The organism is Streptomyces sp. RLA012 (assembly GCF_056270325.1).
Map to the genome: position 1 here is coordinate 5669038 of NZ_JBWDPA010000002.1, position 19709 is coordinate 5688746.

At 69.5% G+C, this 19709-nt stretch carries 14 protein-coding genes; 7 read left to right on the forward strand and 7 right to left on the reverse strand.

The window, feature by feature from the left end:
* Positions 1 to 79: 79 nt before the first annotated feature.
* Together RV986_RS25890 and aspS are read right to left on the reverse strand one after the other, a co-directional pair.
* A complete protein-coding gene (locus RV986_RS25890) occupies positions 80 to 1027 on the reverse strand; it encodes an intradiol ring-cleavage dioxygenase (RefSeq protein WP_475919686.1) in 948 nt (315 codons plus the stop codon).
* 128 nt (positions 1028 to 1155) lie between these two features.
* Positions 1156 to 2919, reverse strand: a complete 1764-nt coding sequence (gene aspS, locus RV986_RS25895; protein WP_475919687.1) for an aspartate--tRNA ligase — start codon at positions 2917 to 2919, stop codon at positions 1156 to 1158.
* A 173-nt stretch (positions 2920 to 3092) separates the two neighbouring features.
* On the opposite strand from aspS, the gene RV986_RS25900 reads away from it, so the two are divergent.
* Positions 3093 to 5264 (forward strand): ATP-binding SpoIIE family protein phosphatase, encoded by a 2172-nt coding sequence (locus RV986_RS25900; RefSeq protein WP_475919688.1) that lies wholly within the window; start codon positions 3093 to 3095, stop codon positions 5262 to 5264.
* Positions 5265 to 5310: 46 nt separating this feature from the next.
* Here RV986_RS25900 and RV986_RS25905 read toward each other — a convergent pair whose 3' ends face one another.
* The gene (locus RV986_RS25905) at positions 5311 to 6381 is read right to left on the reverse strand and encodes an AI-2E family transporter (protein ID WP_475919689.1); all 1071 of its coding nucleotides are present in this window, start codon (positions 6379 to 6381) and stop codon (positions 5311 to 5313) included.
* Positions 6382 to 7031: 650 nt separating this feature from the next.
* Here RV986_RS25905 and RV986_RS25910 point away from each other — a divergent pair.
* From RV986_RS25910 to RV986_RS25925, 4 genes are read left to right on the forward strand one after another with little or no spacing between them, the layout of a single operon-like run.
* Complete coding sequence (locus RV986_RS25910) at positions 7032 to 7988, forward strand: MarR family transcriptional regulator (protein ID WP_475919690.1); 957 nt, start codon at positions 7032 to 7034, stop codon at positions 7986 to 7988.
* A 43-nt stretch (positions 7989 to 8031) separates the two neighbouring features.
* A complete protein-coding gene (locus RV986_RS25915) occupies positions 8032 to 9195 on the forward strand; it encodes a DUF262 domain-containing protein (RefSeq protein ID WP_475919691.1) in 1164 nt (387 codons plus the stop codon).
* A complete protein-coding gene (locus tag RV986_RS25920) occupies positions 9192 to 10301 on the forward strand; it encodes an AAA family ATPase (protein WP_475919692.1) in 1110 nt (369 codons plus the stop codon). The genes RV986_RS25915 and RV986_RS25920 overlap by 4 nt, the downstream gene beginning before the upstream one ends.
* A complete protein-coding gene (locus RV986_RS25925) occupies positions 10282 to 11304 on the forward strand; it encodes a hypothetical protein (RefSeq protein WP_475919693.1) in 1023 nt (340 codons plus the stop codon). The genes RV986_RS25920 and RV986_RS25925 overlap by 20 nt, the downstream gene beginning before the upstream one ends.
* A gap of 223 nt (positions 11305 to 11527) precedes the next feature.
* On the opposite strand, the gene RV986_RS25930 is transcribed toward RV986_RS25925, so the two are convergent.
* The gene (locus tag RV986_RS25930) at positions 11528 to 12499 is read right to left on the reverse strand and encodes a pirin family protein (protein ID WP_475919694.1); all 972 of its coding nucleotides are present in this window, start codon (positions 12497 to 12499) and stop codon (positions 11528 to 11530) included.
* Between the two features lie 145 nt (positions 12500 to 12644).
* A complete protein-coding gene (locus tag RV986_RS25935; RefSeq protein WP_475919695.1) occupies positions 12645 to 13145 on the reverse strand; it encodes an SseB family protein in 501 nt (166 codons plus the stop codon).
* 142 nt (positions 13146 to 13287) lie between these two features.
* Between RV986_RS25935 and RV986_RS25940 the strand changes: the two genes are divergently transcribed.
* Both RV986_RS25940 and RV986_RS25945 read left to right on the forward strand, forming a co-directional pair.
* Positions 13288 to 15114, forward strand: a complete 1827-nt coding sequence (locus RV986_RS25940) for an acyl-CoA dehydrogenase (protein WP_475919696.1) — start codon at positions 13288 to 13290, stop codon at positions 15112 to 15114.
* 358 nt (positions 15115 to 15472) lie between these two features.
* Positions 15473 to 16873: a M18 family aminopeptidase gene (locus tag RV986_RS25945; protein WP_475919697.1), complete on the forward strand. Its 1401-nt coding sequence runs from the start codon at positions 15473 to 15475 to the stop codon at positions 16871 to 16873.
* A 171-nt stretch (positions 16874 to 17044) separates the two neighbouring features.
* Here RV986_RS25945 and RV986_RS25950 read toward each other — a convergent pair whose 3' ends face one another.
* The gene (locus RV986_RS25950) at positions 17045 to 18886 is read right to left on the reverse strand and encodes an NHL domain-containing thioredoxin family protein (RefSeq protein WP_475919698.1); all 1842 of its coding nucleotides are present in this window, start codon (positions 18884 to 18886) and stop codon (positions 17045 to 17047) included.
* Positions 18850 to 19695, reverse strand: coding sequence for a recombinase family protein (locus tag RV986_RS25955; RefSeq protein ID WP_475919699.1), 846 nt, complete (start codon positions 19693 to 19695; stop codon positions 18850 to 18852). Before RV986_RS25955 ends, RV986_RS25950 begins: the two co-directional genes overlap by 37 nt.
* Positions 19696 to 19709 lie beyond the last annotated feature (14 nt).

The window sequence follows — 19709 nt, forward strand, 5'->3', positions numbered from 1 at the left end:
GAACTCCCTGATGGGCTCATACGCGAATAGGCGCCCGGGACTTCACGCCCCGGGACGCCCATCCTGCGTGGGCGAGGAGTTACGACGCCGAGGGCGACGCCGACGCCGAAGCGTTCGGCGGTGTGTCCGTGGTGTCATGCGTCTCGTCCGGGGCCACGCCCATCGTCAGGTGGCCGTGGACTCCCCTCGCGATGTGCCTCTTGTCGTACTTGAGGTACAGGAGGCCGCCCGCGTGGCCGTTCTGGGGGTAGATCGTGTCCTCGGTGAGCGTGGTGCGGGTGGCGGTGTTGGTGGAGTACGGGGAGACCACCGCCGAGGCCAGCACCGACCTCTCGTCGAAGAAGAACTGGCCCGTGTGGCAGGTGTGCCCGCCCTCGTACCCCGCGTCGGTCCAGGTGCCGTCGACGTGGACCTTCGTGTGGATGTGGACGGCGCGGCCCGGGTACCAGCCCGGGAAGACCGTCTTGAAGGTGACGTAACCGCGCCGGTCGGTCTTCCAGGTGCCGCGCAGATACCGCTTGTCGTCGGTGGGCTCGGCGTGGCCGCCGCCCGGACCGCCCGGACCACCGGTCGGCCCGCCGGACGGGGGCTCACCGGTGGGCGTCCCGGTCGGCGGGGTACCGCCGCCACCGCCGCCGTTGCTCATCGACTCGTAGCCGGAGTACAAGCCCACCGCACTGCAGTGCCAGATGTCGACCGCCGCGTTCTTCACAGGCCTGCAGGTGTCGGCGTCGATCACCTTGAGCCTGAGGGTCAGCGGGATGCCCGGCAGCTCCTCGGTGATGTCCTGGCGGATCTTGTCCGCGTCGATGTAGTACGGGCCCTCGGTGGTCTCCGAGGTCAGCGTGTAACACGTCTCCGGTGCCGTGCCGGAAGAGGACGGGATGCCGGCGGTCGCGTCGTCCGCGAACGCGTCCACGGCAAGGCCGCCGCCCACGCCCACGGCCACGACGGCCGCGCCACCTGCGACGACAACCTTGCGTCTCGTCATGTCCCGGCTGTCGGCCGGTCCTTGTTTCTCAGTCATGGGCGGGCACGCTAGGAACGCCACCTGTGAACCACATGGGTAAGGGCTGTGGTTTACATGCACACGTAAAAGTGGCTCGGAACCGGCGACGATTCCGAGCCACTCGGGCGCACTGGGCCCGACAGGGCCTACTTCGGCTGCGGCTTGCGCACCGAAAGGTGCAGTTCCCGCAGCCGCGTCTCGTCCAGCTCCGTCGGCGCGCCCATCATCAGGTCCTGCGCGTTGCCGTTGAGCGGGAACGCGATCGTCTCGCGGATGTTCGGCTCGTCCGCGAGGAGCATGACGATGCGGTCGACGCCCGGGGCGATACCGCCGTGCGGCGGAGCGCCGAAGCGGAAGGCACGCAGCATGCCGGCGAACTGCTCCTCGACGGTGTCACGGTCGTAGCCCGCGATCTCGAAGGCCTTGAGCATGATCTCGGGCTCGTGGTTGCGGATCGCGCCGGAGGACAGCTCGACGCCGTTGCACACGATGTCGTACTGCCAGCCCAGGATGTCCAGCGGGTCCTGGGTCTCCAGGGCCTCCAGACCGCCCTGCGGCATCGAGAAGGGGTTGTGCGAGAAGTCGATCTTCCCGGTCTCCTCGTCCTTCTCATACATCGGGAAGTCGACGATCCAGCAGAACCGGAAGACGTTCTCCTCGAAGTTGCCCGAGCGCTTCGCGGCCTCGACCCGCACCGCGCCCATGATCTTCGAGACCTCGTCGAACTCGCCCGCGCCGAAGAACACCGCGTGGCCGGGAGCGAGCGACAGACGCTTCGTCAGCTCCGCCACGTTCTCCTCGGTCAGGAACTTGGCGATCGGGCCGCTCAGCGTGCCGTCCTCGCCGACCCGCACCCAGGCCAGGCCCTTCGCGCCCTGCTCGACCGCGTAGTCGCCGAGGCCGTCGAAGAACTTCCGCGTCTGGCCGGACACGTCCGGCACCGGCAGCGCCCGTACGTGCTTGCCCGCGAAGGCCTTGAACTCCGAGCCCTCGAAGATGTCGGTGATGTCGACGAGCTCCAGCTGGGCCCGCAGGTCGGGCTTGTCGGAGCCGTACTTCAGCATCGCCTCGCGGAACGGGATGCGGGGGAAGGGAGACGTCACATGACGGCCGCCGCCGAACTCCTCGAACAGCTCCGTCATCAGCTTCTCGATGGGCTGGAAGACGTCCTCCTGCTCGACGAAGGACATCTCCACGTCGAGCTGGTAGAACTCGCCCGGCGAGCGGTCCGCGCGCGCGTCCTCGTCGCGGAAGCAGGGCGCGATCTGGAAGTAGCGGTCGAAGCCGGAGATCATCAGCAGCTGCTTGAACTGCTGCGGGGCCTGCGGCAGGGCGTAGAACTTGCCCGGGTTCAGACGGGAGGGGACCACGAAGTCGCGCGCGCCCTCGGGGGAGGTGGCGCTGAGGATCGGGGTCGCCATCTCGTTGAAGCCCAACGCCGTCATCTTGTGACGGATCGCGGAGATCACGGCCGTACGCAGCAGGATGTTGCGGTGCATCCGCTCACGGCGCAGGTCGAGGAAGCGGTACTCCAGGCGCCGCTCCTCGTTGACGCCGTCCTCGGCGTTGATCGTGAACGGCAGCGGGGCGGCAGCGCCGAGCAGCTCGACCTCGCCGACCTCGACCTCGATCTCGCCGGTCGACAGGTCCGGGTTGACGTTCTCCGCGCCCCGCGAGACGACCTTGCCGTCGACGCGGACCGTCGACTCCTTGGAGACCTTGTCGAGGGCCTCGTAGGCGGGCGTGCCGGGCCGGGCGACCAGCTGCGTGATGCCGTAGTGGTCGCGCAGATCGATGAAGAGGATGCCACCCAGGTCTCGGCGATTGTGCAGCCAGCCGCTCAGCCGGACGTCGCTGCCGACGTCAGAGGCGCGGAGCTCGCCGCAGGTGTGGGACCTGTACCGATGCATCGTCGTTCATCCAGCCTTCGCGGATCGGGGTCTGTTTCACATGAGCTTGGGTCTGTTTCACGTGAAACTTCCGGGCCGACGCCCGGATCCCCCAAGGGTACCGGCCACCCAATGATCAGCTCTCCGAATACTCTCGGTGGCATCTTCCGATCACCTCTTCATACAGTGGGTCAATGCGCACTGGTGAGCCCCTGCCCGCCGTGGGGGACGTCCTGGCCGCCCTTGCGACCGGCCTGTGGCGCTGGGACAACACACGCGGACTGGTCACCCTCGACGCCGAGGCCGCCCGGCTCCTCGGGCTGCCCTCGGTGGCGGCGACCGTCACCGAGGTGGCCGTGCGCTCCCGGTTCCACCCGGCCGACTGGAACGAGGTCGTCAGCGTCGTCCAGCTCGCCGCCGCCGAGAACACGCTCGCCGAGGTACGGCTGCGGATCATGGACGAGCACGGGCGGGTGATCCGTACCGTACGCAGCCGCTCCAAGCCGACCGTCAACCCGACGACCCGGAAGTTCGAGCTGTTCGGCACCCTCCAGGAGGTCACCGAACCCTCGCCGGCCACCGCCGCGCGCACCCCCCTCACCGGCGACTGGCGCCGCTCGCGCGAGGCGTTCCTGCTGGACGCGGGGCGGGCACTGGCCGAGGCACGGTCCACGGCGGAGGTGCTGCGGGTCGCGGCGGGCCTGTCGATGCCGGGGTTCACTCCGGACGGGCTCGCCGTCTTCGGTGCGGAGGGCGACCGGCTCACCGTCATCGGCCACCACGGGCACCAGCCCGGAGACGAGGGCCCGTTCACCCATATGTCCCTGACCTCGCACTATCCGGCCGCGGAGGTCGTCCGCACCGGCCGGGCCGTCTACCTCTCCTCCCCGGAGGCCTACAAGGAGCGCTATCCGGTCTCCTGGCCGCTCGCCGAGCGCTTCGGCCGGGAGTCCTGGGCCTTTCTGCCGCTGACCGTCGCCGGGTGCACGATGGGCGCGTGGATGGCGGCCTTCAAGTACCCCGTCAGCTTCACGCCCGACGAGCGCTCGGTCCTGACGACCGTGGCCCGCATGCTCGCGCAGGCCCTCTCCCGGGCCGTGGCCGCCGAGACGGAGCGGGAGCTCACCGACGGCCTGCAGCGCTCGATGATGCCCACGCTGGGCCCGGGGATGCCGGGCATGGGTGTGGCGGCGCGCTATGTCCCCACCGGCGGCGGTCTCCAGGTCGGCGGCGACTGGTACGACGTGATCCCGCTGCCGACCGGCCGCTTCGCCCTCGTCATCGGCGACGTCCAGGGCCACGACGTGCGCGCCGCCGGGCTGATGGGCCAGCTCCGCATCGCCCTGCGCGCGTATGCCTCCGAGGGCCACCGGCCGGACGCCGTCCTCTCGCGGGCCTCCCGTTTCCTGTGCGGGATCACTGACTCGGTGACGTACGGCTCCACCGGCGAGAGCGGCGGCAACACCGCGGACCCGCGCTTCGCGACCTGCCTGTACGTCGAGGTGGACCCGGCGACCGGCGTGCTGGACTTCGCCCGCGCCGGGCACCCGGACCCCGCGATACGCATGGCGGACGGGACGGTGCTGATACGGCCCACGGCGGGCGGGCTGCCGCTGGGCATCGACCCGGACGCCGACTACCCGACCACCCGGCTCGTCCTGGAGCCCGGCGAGACCCTGCTGATCTGCACCGATGGACTGATCGAGACCGGCGGCCACGACCTCGACACCGGCTGGCGCCGGATCCGCCGGATCCTGGAGTCCCACGACGGCGACATGGAGGAACTCGCCGACGCGCTGGTCCAGGGCGTGCACGGACCCTCCTCGCACCACACCCCCGGGCCGCTGGCCGACCGCCGCGAGGACGACATCGCGGTCCTGCTGCTGAACAGACCGGCCGAGGGATCCGGCGGCACCGTCACGGCCCCGGTCTTCTCCGCGGTCCGGCGCACCGTGCTGACCGTGGCGCAGGCCGAACCCGAGCGGATCGCGGGGGCCCGCCAGCAGCTGCGCGAGATGCTGCACGACTGGGCCTCCGAGGACCAGCGCGACTCGGCGGTCCTGCTCGTCTCCGAGATGCTGACCAACGTCCTCGTCCACACCGACGCCGACGCGCTGCTCGTCGCCGAGGTGACCGGCGGGCCGGACGAGCGCCAGATGCGGGTGGAGGTCACGGACGCGAGCGACGACCTGCCGCACCGCCGCCACCCCGGCGAACTGGCCTCCTCCGGGCGCGGGCTGCTCCTCATGGAGATCCTCGCGGACTCCTGGGGCGTCGACCCGCGCGGCGAGGGCAAGAGCATCTGGTTCGAGTTCTACGAGGCGGACGGGGCCGGTCTCCACGAGACGGCCGGGGCCGGGTTCTGAGAGCCGGCCCCGGCCAGGGTTCCAGAAGGCGGGCGGAGCCCGGGCTCTACGAGGCGGGCGGGGCCGGGGCCTCCGGTGAGGCCTTGGTCGCCGGCTCGAAGCGGGCCCGCAGCTCCGAGAGCACCCCGAACGCGGCGGCCGTCAGCGGTACGGCGAGCAGCATGCCCAGGATCCCCGCGACGGACGCGCCCGCCGTGATCGTCAGCATGACGACCGCCGGATGCATCTGCACGGTCCGGCTCTGGATCATCGGCTGCAGCACATGCCCTTCGAGGACCTGTACGGCCAGGACGACCCCGATCGCCCACAGCGCGACGACGAACCCCCGGTCGGCGAGGGCGACCAGCACGGCCACCGCGCCGGAGAGGAACGCGCCGAGATACGGGATGTACGCGCCCACGAAGACCAGCGCGCCGAGTCCGACCGCACCCGGGACGCGCAGGATCAGCAGACCGACGGTGATGCACAGGGCGTCGATGAGGGCGATCAGTGTGGTGCCGCGCATGAAACCCTCGACGGCCTCGAAGGCACGGCGGGCCATGGTCTCCACGGTGTCGGCGGTACCGCGCGGCGCCAGCGAGCGCAGCAGTCCGGTGGTGCGGTGGGAGTCACGGAGGAAGAAGAAGACGAGCAGCAGGGCCAGTACGGCCATGGCGATGGTCTCGCCCACCACGCTCACACCGCTGATGACATTGGACGCGGCCGTGCCGCCGAACTTACTCAGCAGCTCCTTGGCGTTGGAGGCGAGGTCGTCGAGGGAGGTACCCGCCGCCCCGAAGTGCTCGGAGACGGATTGCGCGGCCCGTTTGAGTGAGGCGACGATCTCGCCGCCGGTGTCGATGAGCGCGGCGACCACGATGTAGACGGCGCCGCCGACGACCACGACCACCGCGACACAGGTGAGCCCGGCGGCCAGCGACCGGTTGACGCCGACCTTCACCAGCCGCCGGTACAGGGGCCCGAGCAGCGCGGTGCCGAGCAGCGCGAGCAACACCGGCACGACCGCCGTACGCAGCTCCCCGGCGAGCCGGATCCCGACCCACGCCACACCGGCGACCAGCAGGATCACGGCGCACCAGGCGGCCAGCCGCCGGAAACCTTCGGGGAGTAGCTGCACGCTTCGACCTGATCATGCGTCAGGCGTGTCGTCACCTCGGGAGGGCCGAAGGAGGTACGGCGAGGCGGGCCTCGAACCGAGTGGGCCCGGTTCCGCCTTCCCCCGGATGCGGCAGGGACTGGCCGATCCGGGCCGGCCCGTACGACCGCGACCAGGTGTCCCAGGGGCTCCCGACAGTCCGGATCTGCCCATCCCGCAAGATCACTGACCACCGACTGTTCCATGCCCACCCGCCGCTTCACGGCAGGTCCCCGTGCGGGCCGTGGCGCTGGTGCACGACTCGAAGCTCGGCGCTCGGAGCCCCGAGCTCGAAGTCCCCGTCGACGCCTGGGCCGCCTTCATCACGTACGCAACGGGAGCTTGAGCTTCGAGCTCCGGGATCCGAGCCCCTTTTGCAAGGATTGGGTGGTGGGTTCAACCCACCCTCCCACCCTCCCCGTACCTCAACTGCCACACACACCAGCGAACATGACTTTTCGTGACCGGCTTGCGACGCACGGTCGCGACCCTCTACCGTTCGCAGCAACAAACGACCCCGGCAGGTGCTACCAACACCGAACCGGGGTCTGACCGCAAGATCGATACCTGTCGAAAGCGATCTCATGGCTTGCGAAGACCTTAACGCTGCCCTGCCCACGCCCGCACACCCCATGGCGAACCCCGGCTACGGCAAGCGCTGCGCCCCGGCCCAACTGCCCGCCCGCGCAGACGCCTTCAAACACCTCCCCGCCCGCGAGGCGTACGTCGCCGGATTCCTTGACCGGCTTCCCGACGGCGCGGCGATGGACGCCAAGACCCTCGCCAAGGCCCTGCCCCTCTACGGCCAGCAGGCGGTCCGGACCGCGCTCAACAACCTCTCCGTGGCGGGACATCTGCGTCGGGTACGCCGCCGCGCGGAGAACCCGGAGAGCGACGACACCGGAACCCGCTGGGTGTTCCGCACCTACTGGTCCCGTACCGCACGTGGCAACGAATGGTGGGTCCGGTTCCTGGACGGTGACGTATCAGATGTATCAGACGTATCCGGTGTCGAACCGGGTGCCGTACCTCCCGATACGCCCGCCGAGGCATCACGGGAGCCCGCACCCCAGGGCGCCCCCAGCGACGTACAACCGAAGACCGGTCCGTCCGCCGCATACACGGCCCTCGCCCGACTCGGCCGCACCGAGCCCCGCTTGGCGCTCTCCCACGCCGATTGCGTCGCCCTCGAAACACTCGCCGCCGACTGGCTCACCCGCGGGGCCGACGCCGCCCACCTGGTGCGGAGCCTTGCCGCAGGGCTCCCCGAACAGGTGCACTCACCCCGGGCCCTGGTCCAGCGGCGGCTTCGCGACAAGATGCCGCCCGAGTTGCCCGCGCTTCCCGAACGGCCCGCCCCGACCGTCCGCGCACCCCGTACGCTCCTGGAGTGCACCGACTGCGGGGTACCCGGCCGCCCGGAAGCCCTGCCCGGCGGACTCTGCCGCGCGTGCCGGAACACGAACGAAGCCACGAACCCCGGCACCGCCCCGACGCCACCCTCACGCACCACCATCCTCCCGGCAACCGACGTACACCGCCGGATCGAAGAGCTACGCACCGTCCTCCGCGAGCCGTGCCACAGCTGACAGCCGTCCAGGTCCGTATGGCAGCCGCCCCTAGGATGACCGCATGACTATGGAGGGTGTCCAGACGGCTCCGGACGTGGTGGAAGACGTTTTCGACGGCCGCGCCACCGGCGTCGAGGTCGAGGACCCCGGCGAGGACCGGGCCCTGATCAAACGGCCGTGGAATCCCGAACAGATCCGGGTGTCGACGAGCGCCTTCTCCCTGCGCAACATCCTCGACCTGATCGACGAGGACTCCCTGGAACTCGCCCCGGACTTCCAGCGCGGCCAGGTCTGGCGGTCGGACCAGAAGTCCCTGCTCGTCGAGTCGCTGCTGTTGCAGATCCCTCTCCCGGCGTTCTACTTCGCCGAGGACAGCGACGGCGCCTTCCGCGTCGTCGACGGCCTCCAACGGCTGTCCACGCTGCACGCCTTCGTACGCGGGGTGGACAGCGGCTTCACCCTCACCTCCCTGGATCACCTGCACGACCTGGAGGGGCGCCGCTTCACGGACCTCCCCGTACCGTTCCAGCGCCGGATCAACAACACCCAACTGACCGTCAACGTGATCGATCCCTCGACGCCCAGGGAAGTCACCTACGAGATCTTCAAGCGGATCAACACGGGCGGCACCCCGCTCAACGCCCAGGAGATCCGGCACTGCATGAGCCGGCCGCGCAGCCGCGACATCCTCAAGCGCATGACTCACACGGAGGCCTTCGACACAGCCACCGGCGGTCGTCTCAAGGATCACATCAGGATGAACGACCGCGAGATGGCGCTGCGCTTCGCCGCGTTCTGGCTGCTGGGACTGGACGCGTACCTGGAACGGCCGGTGATGGAGAGCTTCCTCATGGAGGCCACCGAAATGCTGGACGACCCGCAGAAGGTGCCGGACCAGCGCGTGGCGGAGCTGGAGGCGGCCTTCGAGAAGGCGATGTACAACGCGTATCTGGTCTTCGGGGAGCACGCCTTCCGCAAGTGGCCCCTGGGCGCGACGGGCCGCAGTCCGATCAACCGCGCGCTGTTCGAGACCTGGTCGATCGCGCTGGCGCCCTTTGACGCCGCCGATCTCGCCTATCGCCGTACGGAGATCGTGTCGACTGCCCGCGACCGGATGACCAACGACGTCGGCTACCTGAACGCCATCACCGCGTCCACCGCGGACCGGCGCCGCGTCGATTACCGGTTCCGGGCCGCCGATGACGACGCGGAGGCCGGTCTGTGATCGACTCCCTGGAGATCAAGAACTTCAAGTGCTTCGAAGCGGCGACGTTCGCGATGCGTCCGCTCACCGTCCTGACCGGTGTCAACGGCGGCGGCAAGAGCACCGTGCTCCAGTCCCTGCTGTTGGCCCGGGTCGCCGCCGGCTCGCGCGGAGGGGCGGTTCAGCTCAACGGGCCGATGGGGCTCGCCCTCGGCGAAGCCCGTGACGTGTTGAACTGGGCCGCCGCGGAGAACAGATTCGACGTGCGTCTGAGCAGTCTGGACGGTGACACGTCGTGGGAGTGTCCGTTCTTCCTCCCGGAGGATGAGAACGCCCTGCACGTCAACATCCCCCGGACCTCAACCCCCTCAACGCTGGGCATCGCCAAACCCGGACCCGGCTTCACCTATCTGTGCGCCGAGCGGCTCGGTCCCCGCGACACCCTGTCCGTCTCCGCCCAGGAACCCGACGAGATCGGAGTCGGCGTGCAGGGCGAGTTCACCGCCCAGGTGCTGGCGCTGCGCGAAACGCGGGCGGTCAGTGCCCGCACGACGGTCCGACCGGAACTCCACCACCCGGACGTCAACAGTCCCCTGCCCCGACTTCAGGCCGAAGCGTGGGCGTCGGACATCATCCGGCCCCTCCGCATCACGGCGCAGATGGCTGTAGGGATCATGGCCAGCACGGTCCGCTTCACGGAGACGGCGTACGGAGGTGAGCAGGTACGCCCGGTCAATACCGGGTTCGGCGTCTCGTACGCCCTGCCGATCATCGTCGCGGGCCTGCTGACGGAGCCGGGAGACATGCTGCTCGTGGAGAACCCCGAGGCCCATCTGCACCCTGCGGGCCAGTCCAAACTCGGCCGGTTCCTCGCCCGGGTGGCCGGCAGCGGCGTGCAGGTCGTCATGGAGACGCACAGCGATCACGTCCTCAACGGGGCGCGGCTGGCAGTCGCACAGGACCACTCCATCGCAGCGGCCGACATGGTCGTGCACTACTTCGACCACGATCAGGCCCTGCCGATCCGGATCAACGACCAGGGTGAACTCAGCCACTGGCCCACCGGTTTCTTCGACCAGATCGAGAGCGACCTGGGGAGGCTGGCCCGTGCCAGGCGCGCCCGATGACGACGACTACCGAGTGGTCCTGGGTGAGGAGAGCCTCGACTGGCACGGACTGACGGACACTGAACTGCGCGAGGTTCTCGACACGCTCGCGGACCTGCTCGAACCGCTGGCCGACGGCCGGAAGGCCGCGTTCATGGAGTCGGCCTACGACACCGAGTGCCTGCCGTCCGTCACCCTCATCGACGCCCTGTACTCACCCGACGGTGGGTTCCCGCCGGACCAACGCCGTCGCCTCCAGGCGCTGCTGAACAAGTGCCGGGTCGTCCAACCGCGCGACGAGGACCTCCCCCAGCCGGTACGCGCGCCGGACGGGCCGTGGCAGGAACCGTCCTGGGGCATGGCCCACGCTCTGTCCCGTGCCGCCACAGGCCGCGCGATGTCCTGCCTCATCGCGCCGACCGCCACCACCGGATCCGGGACAGCGGCGGAATCCGGGGGAGCGGCCGAAACCGACTGGCCGTCGGGATGGCTCACCGTCGAGCGGGACAGGGACACGGGTCGGGACGAGGTGGCGCTGCACGTTCTGCGCTCCCCGGAGGATGCGGTCGGCTTCTGGCGCGGAATCCTCACCCACGAGCACGCCCCGGAGGACCAGTTCTTCGCCCTGACCAGCCCCGCCTTTCCCCGGCTTCTGTTCGCCGACTCCCTGCGCTTCCACCACTTCAGGGGCTCCTACGCCGAAGTCCTGCCCTGGCTGGTGAAACTGCTCGGCGCGCTGAACGACGACTTCGCCCGGACCCTGGCCGACTGCGGCGGCGATCAGAACCAGGTCATGGCCAGGTTCTCCGCTCTCGGTCTGGACATCTCCCCGGAGAGCCCGAACACGAAGAAGAACACGAAGGCGTGGGAGCAGCGGATGGTCACCTACGAAAAAGAGCCCTATCGCTGCGAGTGGCACGGAAAGCGGAAGTGGGACCGGGACCGAGTGCATTTCTCGCTCCCGATACGCGCGTACGACGACCGGATCCTGATCGGGATCTTCGTCGGCCACCTGTCCACCTGACTGTCGGCCCGAGACTGCGCCGCGAGGAACACCGAATGCCCCGTCCCTCTCCGGATGCTGTTGGCGAATCCGGTCGGTCATGTCGGCTGCCCAGCATGTGTGCCGGAAGCCGTGAGCACTAAATCAATTTAGTGCTCACGGCTTCCACGGAGGATGGCTCCGCGGCGGATTTGCCAACAGGGCCCCTCTCCGGACGGGGCATTCGCGCAAGGTCACGCAGACCTTACAGCCCGCCCTCGGACATCCCGTGCACCGCCGGGACCGTGCCCAGGCGGCCCTTCTGGAAGTCCTCGAAGGCCTGCTGGAGCTCCTCGCGGGTGTTCATCACGAAGGGGCCGTAGTGGGCCATGGGCTCACGGATCGGCTGTCCGCCGAGCAGGACGACCTCAAGGTCCGGCGTGTTGGAGTCCTGCTTCTCGTCCGCGCGGACGGTCAGCGACGAACCCGCGCCGAAGACGGCGGTCTGGCCGGTGTGGACCGGACGACGGTCCGTTCCGACGCTGCCGCGGCCGGCGAGGACGTACGCGAGGCCGTTGAAGTCCTCGCGCCACGGGAGGGTCAGCTCGGCGCCGGGTGCCAGGGTCGCGTGGACCATGGTGATCGGCGTGTGCGTGATGCCCGGGCCCTCGTGCCCGTCGAGCTCACCGGCGATGACGCGCAGCAGGGCGCCGCCGTCGGGGGTGCTCAGCAGCTGGACCGTACGCCCGCGGATGTCCTGGTACCTCGGGGCCATCATCTTGTCCTTGGCCGGGAGGTTCACCCACAGCTGCAGACCGTGGAAGAGGCCGCCGGACATGACGAGCGACTCCGGCGGCGCCTCGATGTGCAGCAGACCGGAGCCCGCGGTCATCCACTGGGTGTCGCCGTTGGTGATGGTGCCACCACCACCGTTGGAGTCCTGGTGGTCGAAGATGCCGTCGATGATGTAGGTCACGGTCTCGAAGCCGCGGTGGGGGTGCCAGGGGGTGCCCTTGGGCTCGCCCGGCGCGTACTCCACCTCGCCCATCTGGTCCATCATGATGAACGGGTCGAGGTGCTTGTAGTTGATCCCGGCGAACGCGCGACGGACCGGGAAGCCCTCGCCCTCGAAGCCGCCGGGCGCGGTCGTCACGGTGAGCACGGGGCGGGCCACGGCGTCGGCCGGCGCGACCACACGGGGAAGGGTCAGCGGGTTCTCGACGGTCACTGCAGGCATGTCGGTACCTCCTTGTGCTTCGAGGTTAGTTGATTGTTGAACTTTCTGCCACCCGTAACGACGAAAGCCCGGCGGGCATTCCCTCCGGGCTTCCGGTGCGCCTGCGCGTCGCCACGGCCGTCGGCCGCCGACGAACCAAGGGCGTCTAGCCGTACATACGCCGCATGGCGAAGTCCACCATCTGCTCCACGGCCTTCGCGTCGAAGACCATGCGGTGCTCGCCCTCCATGTCGAGGACGAAGCCATAGCCGGTGGGGAGCAGGTCGATCACCTCGGCACCGGTGATCACGAAGTACTTGGACTCCTTGCCGGCGTACCGGCGCAGTTCCTTGAGCGAGGTGAACATGGGGATGACCGGCTGCTGGGTGTTGTGCAGCGCCAGAAATCCGGGGTTGTCGCCGCGCGGGCAGTAGACCTTCGACGTCGCGAAGACCTGCTGGAAGTCCTCGGCGGACAGTGATCCCGTGGTGAACGCGCGGACCGCGTCCGCCAGCGAGGGCGGGGACGGCTCGGGATAGAGCGGCGGCTGCTGGCCGTACCCGCCGGGCATCTGTCCGCCCGGCATCTGCCCGGGCATCTGCTGCTGCGGCGGAATGTACCCCTGTTGCCCGGCAGTGCCGTCGGCGTGCTGGCCGTATCCGTACATGAGTCAAAGAGTAGTCGGCCACATCTGCCCATCGGGGGTTGATTCTTATTACCGACGGGTAGCATCATCATGGCTACTAGCCGGTACGTGTAACGAGGCTGCGAGTACCTCCGCCTCCCCGATCCCTTACGGAGCCGTCGCCATGGGGCACTACAAGTCGAATCTCCGCGACATCGAGTTCAACCTCTTCGAGGTGCTCGGGCGCGACAAGCTGTACGGCACCGGGCCGTTCGCGGAGATGGACGTCGAGACCGCCAAGAGTGTCCTGGACGAGCTGACCCGCCTCTCGGAGAACGAGCTGGCGGAGTCCTTCGCGGACGCCGACCGCAACCCGCCGGTCTTCGACCCGGAGACCAACACGGCTCCCGTACCGGCATCCTTCAAAAAGTCGTACAAAGCCTTCATGGACTCCGAGTACTGGCGTCTGGGCCTGCCCGAGGAGCTCGGCGGCACGACCGCGCCCCCCTCGCTGATCTGGGCGTACGCGGAGCTGGTCCTCGGCGCGAACCCGGCCGTGTGGATGTACTCGTCCGGCCCGGCCTTCGCCCGCATCCTCTTCGACGAGGGCACCGAGCAGCAGAAGAAGCTCGCGCAGATCGCGGTCGACAGGACCTGGGGTTCGACCATGGTCCTCACCGAGCCCGACGCGGGCTCGGACGTCGGCGCCGGGCGCACCAAGGCGGTCCCGCAGGAGGACGGCTCCTGGCACATCGAGGGCGTGAAGCGGTTCATCACCTCCGGTGAGCACGACATGGAGGAGAACATCCTCCACTACGTCCTCGCCCGCCCCGAGGGCCACGGCCCCGGCACCAAGGGCCTGTCCCTCTTCCTCGTCCCCAAGTACCTGTTCGACTTCGAGACCGGCGAGCTGGGCGAGCGCAACGGCGTGTACGCGACGAACGTCGAGCACAAGATGGGCCTCAAGGCCTCCAACACCTGCGAGATGACCTTCGGCGACCGCCACCCCGCCAAGGGCTGGCTGATCGGCGACAAGCACGACGGCATCCGCCAGATGTTCCGGATCATCGAGTTCGCCCGCATGATGGTCGGCACAAAGGCCATCTCGACCCTCTCGACCGGTTATCTGAACGCCCTTGAGTACGCCAAGGAGCGCGTCCAGGGTCCCGACCTCGCGAACTTCATGGACAAGACCGCGCCCAAGGTCACCATCACGCACCACCCGGACGTGCGCCGCTCGCTGATGACGCAGAAGGCGTACGCGGAGGGCATGCGCGCGCTGGTGCTGCACACCGCGGCCGTCCAGGACGAGATCATGCTCAAGGAGACCGCGGGCGAGGACACCACCGCCCTTGAGGCCCTCAACGACCTGCTCCTGCCGATCGTGAAGGGCTACGGCTCCGAGAAGGGCTACGAGCAGCTCGCCCAGTCGCTGCAGACCTTCGGCGGCTCCGGCTTCCTGCAGGAGTACCCGATCGAGCAGTACATCCGCGACGCCAAGATCGACACCCTCTACGAGGGCACGACCGCGATCCAGGGCCAGGACTTCTTCTTCCGGAAGATCGTCCGCAACCAGGGCACCGCGCTGAACTCCCTCGCCGAGGACATCAAGGAGTTCCTCGCGCTCGGCACGGGCGGCGAGGAGCTGTCCGTGGCCCGCGAGCAGCTCGCCAAGGCGGCGGTGGAGCTGGAGGCGATCGTCGGCCTCATGCTCACGGACCTGGCGGCCACCGAGCAGGACGTCAAGAACATCTACAAGGTCGGTCTGAACACCACCCGCCTGCTGCTGGCCTCGGGCGACGTGGTCGTCGGCTACCTGCTGCTGCGCGGTGCCGCGGTCGCCGCCGAGAAGCTGGAGACGGCCTCGGCGAAGGACCGGCCCTTCTACACCGGCAAGATCGCCGCGGCGAAGTTCTTCGCGGCCAACGTCCTGCCCGGCGTCACCGGCGCCCGCAAGCTCGCCGAGGGCGTGGACCTGGACCTGATGGAGCTGGACGAGGCGGCGTTCTAGGACGTACGGCGTCGGTGCCTGACGGTGGAACGTGGGTGCCGGTGCCTGACGGTGAAACGTGGGCGTCGGTGCCCGAAGTGGTGTGCGGCGTCTGATCGATGGCGGCGGCCCGCTCCCGGATTGGGTTGTCCGGGAGCGGGCCGCCGTCTTCGTACCGTGCCCGGCCGCCCGCCGCCCGCTCCCGCCGGTCCGCCGGTCCGCCGGTCCGCCCCGACAGAACCGCCCAGCTCACCCTCGGGAATCCCGACTGAAAAGGAATCTGTCCTTCCAGTCAGGTGTCCGGCCTTCACATCCCTCTTACGAAGGCCCGTTCCCCATCCCCCGGAGCGGGCCCCCAGGCGTCGTTAAGGTGAACCCCATGAGCACAAGCGCCCGCTTCGACCGCGGCCACACCGACGACCTCATGACCTTCCTGGCGGCGAGCCCCACGCCGTACCACGCCGTGGCGAACGCCGCCGAAAGGCTGGAGAAGGCCGGATTCCGTCAGGTCGCCGAGACCGACGCGTGGGAGGGGACCAGCGGCGGAAAGTACGTGCTGCGCGGCGGCGCGATCATCGCCTGGTACGTGCCCGAGGGCGCCGAGCCGCACACCCCGTTCCGGATCGTGGGCGCGCACACAGACTCTCCCAATCTGCGGGTGAAGCCGCAGCCGGACAGCGGAGCGCACGGCTGGCGCCAGGTCGCCGTGGAGATCTACGGCGGGCCGCTGCTGAACTCCTGGCTGGACCGGGACCTGGGCCTCGCCGGGCGGCTGACGCTCAAGGACGGCTCCTCGCACCTGGTGAACATCGACCGGCCCCTGCTGCGTGTGCCCCAGCTCGCCGTCCACCTCGACCGTTCCGTCTCCACCGACGGGCTCAAGCTCGACAAGCAGCGTCATCTGCAGCCCATCTGGGGTCTGGGCGAGCCCCACGAGGGCGATCTGATCGCCTTCCTGGAGGAGGAGTCGGGCCTGCCGGCGGGCGAGGTCACCGGCTGGGACCTGATGACCCACTCCGTCGAACGCCCCACCCACCTGGGCCGTGACAAGGAGCTGGTCGCCGGACCGCGCATGGACAACCTGCTGTCCCTGCACTCGGGTACGGCGGCGCTGGTCGCGGTCGCGACGGGCGCGGGCGCGGGCTCCGGCTCCGGCTCCGGCTCCGGCTCCGGCTCCGGCTCCGGCTCCGGCTCCGGCTCCGGCTCCGGCTCCGGCTCCGGCTCCGGCTCCGGCTCCGGCTCCGGGCTGCCCTACATCCCCGTCCTCGCGGCCTTCGACCACGAGGAGAACGGTTCGCAGAGCGACACCGGCGCCGACGGTCCGCTGCTCGGCGGCGTCCTCGAACGCTCGGTGTTCGCGCGCGGCGGCTCGTACGAGGACCGGGCACGCGCCTTCGCGGGCACGATCTGTCTCTCCTCCGACACCGGCCACGCCGTCCACCCCAACTACGCGGAGCGGCACGACCCGACGCACCACCCGCGCGCCAACGGCGGCCCCATCCTCAAGGTCAACGTCAACAACCGCTACGCCACCGACGGTTCGGGCCGCGCGGTCTTCGCCGCCGCCTGCGCGAAGGCCGGCGTTCCCTTCCAGTCCTTCGTCTCCAACAACTCCATGCCGTGCGGCACCACCATCGGCCCGATCACCGCGGCCCGCCACGGCATCAGGACCGTCGACATCGGCGTGGCCATCCTCTCCATGCACAGCGCCCGCGAACTGTGCGGCGCGGACGACCCGTTCCTGCTGGCCAACGCGCTGGTGGCGTTCCTGGAGGGATGAGCCCGCGCCGCTACTGGCGGGCCGCGTCGTACGGCCCGCCCGGCAGGCGGTCGGCACCGACCCGGACGCCGGTTGCGCAGAGTCGCGCCGCCTCCCCGCGCCATCTCACATCACGTCCTCGCCGACGTCAGCCGTCCCTTCGCCGGTGTCGGTGGTCCCCCTTCACCCTCCTCAGTCGTCCATACCCGCCAACACCAGCGGCAGCCGATCCGTGCCGCCCTCGGTGAGGCGGACCGGTACACCCCAGTCCTGCTGGTGGACATGGCAGGCCGGGTACTCGTTCGCCGGGTCGTCGTCGCAGGACGCCGCCATCGCGGAGACGTGCAGGACGCCCTCGGTGACGGCCGGGTTCAGCTCCAGGTCACGGAAAAGGTCCGTGCCCGCACCCTCGCCGGAGAGCAGCAGGTCGGGCGGGGTCGAGGAGACCAGGAGTCTGGTGGACGGGCCGTAGCGGATGTCGAGCTTCTGGCCGGCCGGCGCCTGGAAGATCACGTCCAACCGGAGCCCTCCCGGCGCGACTTCGGTCGCCGCGCGCTGGGTCCGGTGGGCCACCGACTCCACCCGCACGGCCTCCTCGGGAAGCCGCAGCCGGGTCAGCCGGTGTCGCGCCGACTCCACGACCACGATGTCGTCCCCGACCAGCACCGCGTCACTGGGTTCCCGCAGGTCCGTGGCCAGCGTGGTCACTTCGCCGGTCGCGGGGTCGTAGCGGCGCAGCGCGTGGTTGTAGGTGTCGCTGACGGCGACCGAGCCGTCGGGCAGGGCCGTGACGCCCAACGGGTGCTGGAACAGCGCCTGTTCGGCGGCGCCGTCCCGGTGCCCGAAGTCGAACAGGCCGGTACCGACGGCGGTGTGGACGACCCCGTCGAGGTCCACCCAGCGCAGGGCGCTCGTCTCGGAGTCGGCGACCCACAGCCGGTCGGCGGTGGCGGCGAGCCCGGAGGGCTGCGCGAACCAGGCCTCGTCGCCCGGCCCGTCGACCAGCCCCTCGTTGGTCGTACCGGCGGCGACAGCGATCGTCCCGCCCCCGGCGTCGGCGCCGGAAGCCCGTGCGGGGCCCCCGGCCGGGTCGTACGCCCACAGCTGGTGCACTCCGGCCATCGCGATCCAGACCTTGCCGCCGAACAGGGCCACATCCCACGGCGAGGACAGGTCGACCTCGCGCGCCGGGCCGGACGTCGGCGAACCCTGCCACCACTGGCGGCCCGTCCCCGCGAGGGCGGTGACCTCGCCGGTCGCCAGGTCCAGTCGGCGGAGCGCGTGATTCACGGTGTCCGCGACGACGACCGAACCGTCGTCGAGCAGTGCCATCCCCTGCGGCTCGCTGAAGCCGGCCGCCTCGGCCGCCCCGTCCACGAACCCCCGTATGCCGGAACCGATCCGCCGTACGACGCTCTCCCCGTCGCCCTCCAGCTCGACCAGCTGGTGCCGGGTCGTGTCGCTGACCAGGAGGTTCCCGTTCGGCAGGGCGAGCGCCTTGCCGGGGAAGCGGAGGACGGTCGGCTCGGGCTCGGGCGCCACGTACGGACCGTCGCCGCGCCGCAGGGTGCCCTTCGCCGTGTGCTCGGCCTCCAGCTCCTCCACCAGCCGGGCGATCGCGTGCGCGTGCCCCTCACCGGCGTGCTGTGCGACCACGTACCCCTCGGGGTCGATCACGACGAGCGTCGGCCAGGCGCGTACGGCGTACTGCTTCCAGGTCGCGAGCTCGGGGTCGTCCAGCACCGGGTGCTCGACCCCGTACCTCTCGACGGCGTCGACCACCGCCTGGTGCTCGGCCTCGTGAACGAACTTCGGCGAGTGCACCCCGATGATCACCACCGTGTCCCGGTGCTTCTCCTCCAGCTCCCGCAGCTCGTCCAGGACATGCAGACAGTTCACGCAACAAAATGTCCAAAAATCAACAATGACGATGCGGCCTCGGAGCTCAGTGAGGCCGAGCTGCCCACCGACTGTGTTGATCCAGCCACCCTTACCTGTCAGTTCGGGGGCTCGGACACGTGCTCGCTTTGCCATGGATCAAGCCAACCACACCCCGCTGAGCCCTGTTCCGCCCGGCCTTCCCCGGCCCAGACGATCCGCAGTCCCCTTTCGGGATCAAACCGTCGCCCCCGCCCCTCGGCACGCGCGACCGAGACACGCTCGATGACCTTGGACAGGAGTCCCCGCTTACTCCCCACCTCACTTCGCTCCCACAGAGCCGTCAGGCCTGCACGCTCGAACGGAACATTCTGGTCGGCCATCGCCTTACGCGTCGGATGCCCTGCAGGGAGGGACGGGACCCTGGCGATGAAGGATTCCGCCACCGCCCTCTCGACAGGCGCCGCCAGCGCCCGCGCACCCGGACAGGTGTGACCCAGTCGCACGCCCTGGCAGACATACGACTTGCCGCTCAGGCTCATGCGGGTTCCGCATCCGTCGATTCCGCAGTACAGAAGTCCTGTCAGCAGGTGCACCGACGCTCGAACCGGGTGCTTCACACCATCGCCCCTGAGCCGGGTCCTGGACTCCAGAGCGGCCATGATCCGCTTCTGCTCCTCAACGGTGACGATTCCCTCACCCACGATGACCGGGCCTCCGGTCGCCGGGTCCCGGTAGGGCTTGACCACCCCGGTGTACTTGCGCCGGCCACGCTCCTCGTCCCAGACGGTCTCGGTCTCAGGAAGCAGTCCCGCGAATGCCGGCGCCTTGAGCAGCTGGGACAGCGAGCCCACTTGCCAGAGCCCACCCCGGGGCGAGGGAATCCCGTTTTCGTTGAGCAGCCTCGCGATCCTTACGAGCGGGCTGCCAGAGAGTGCCTCGTCCGCGATCAGACGCGCATACACGGAAGTCTCCGCGT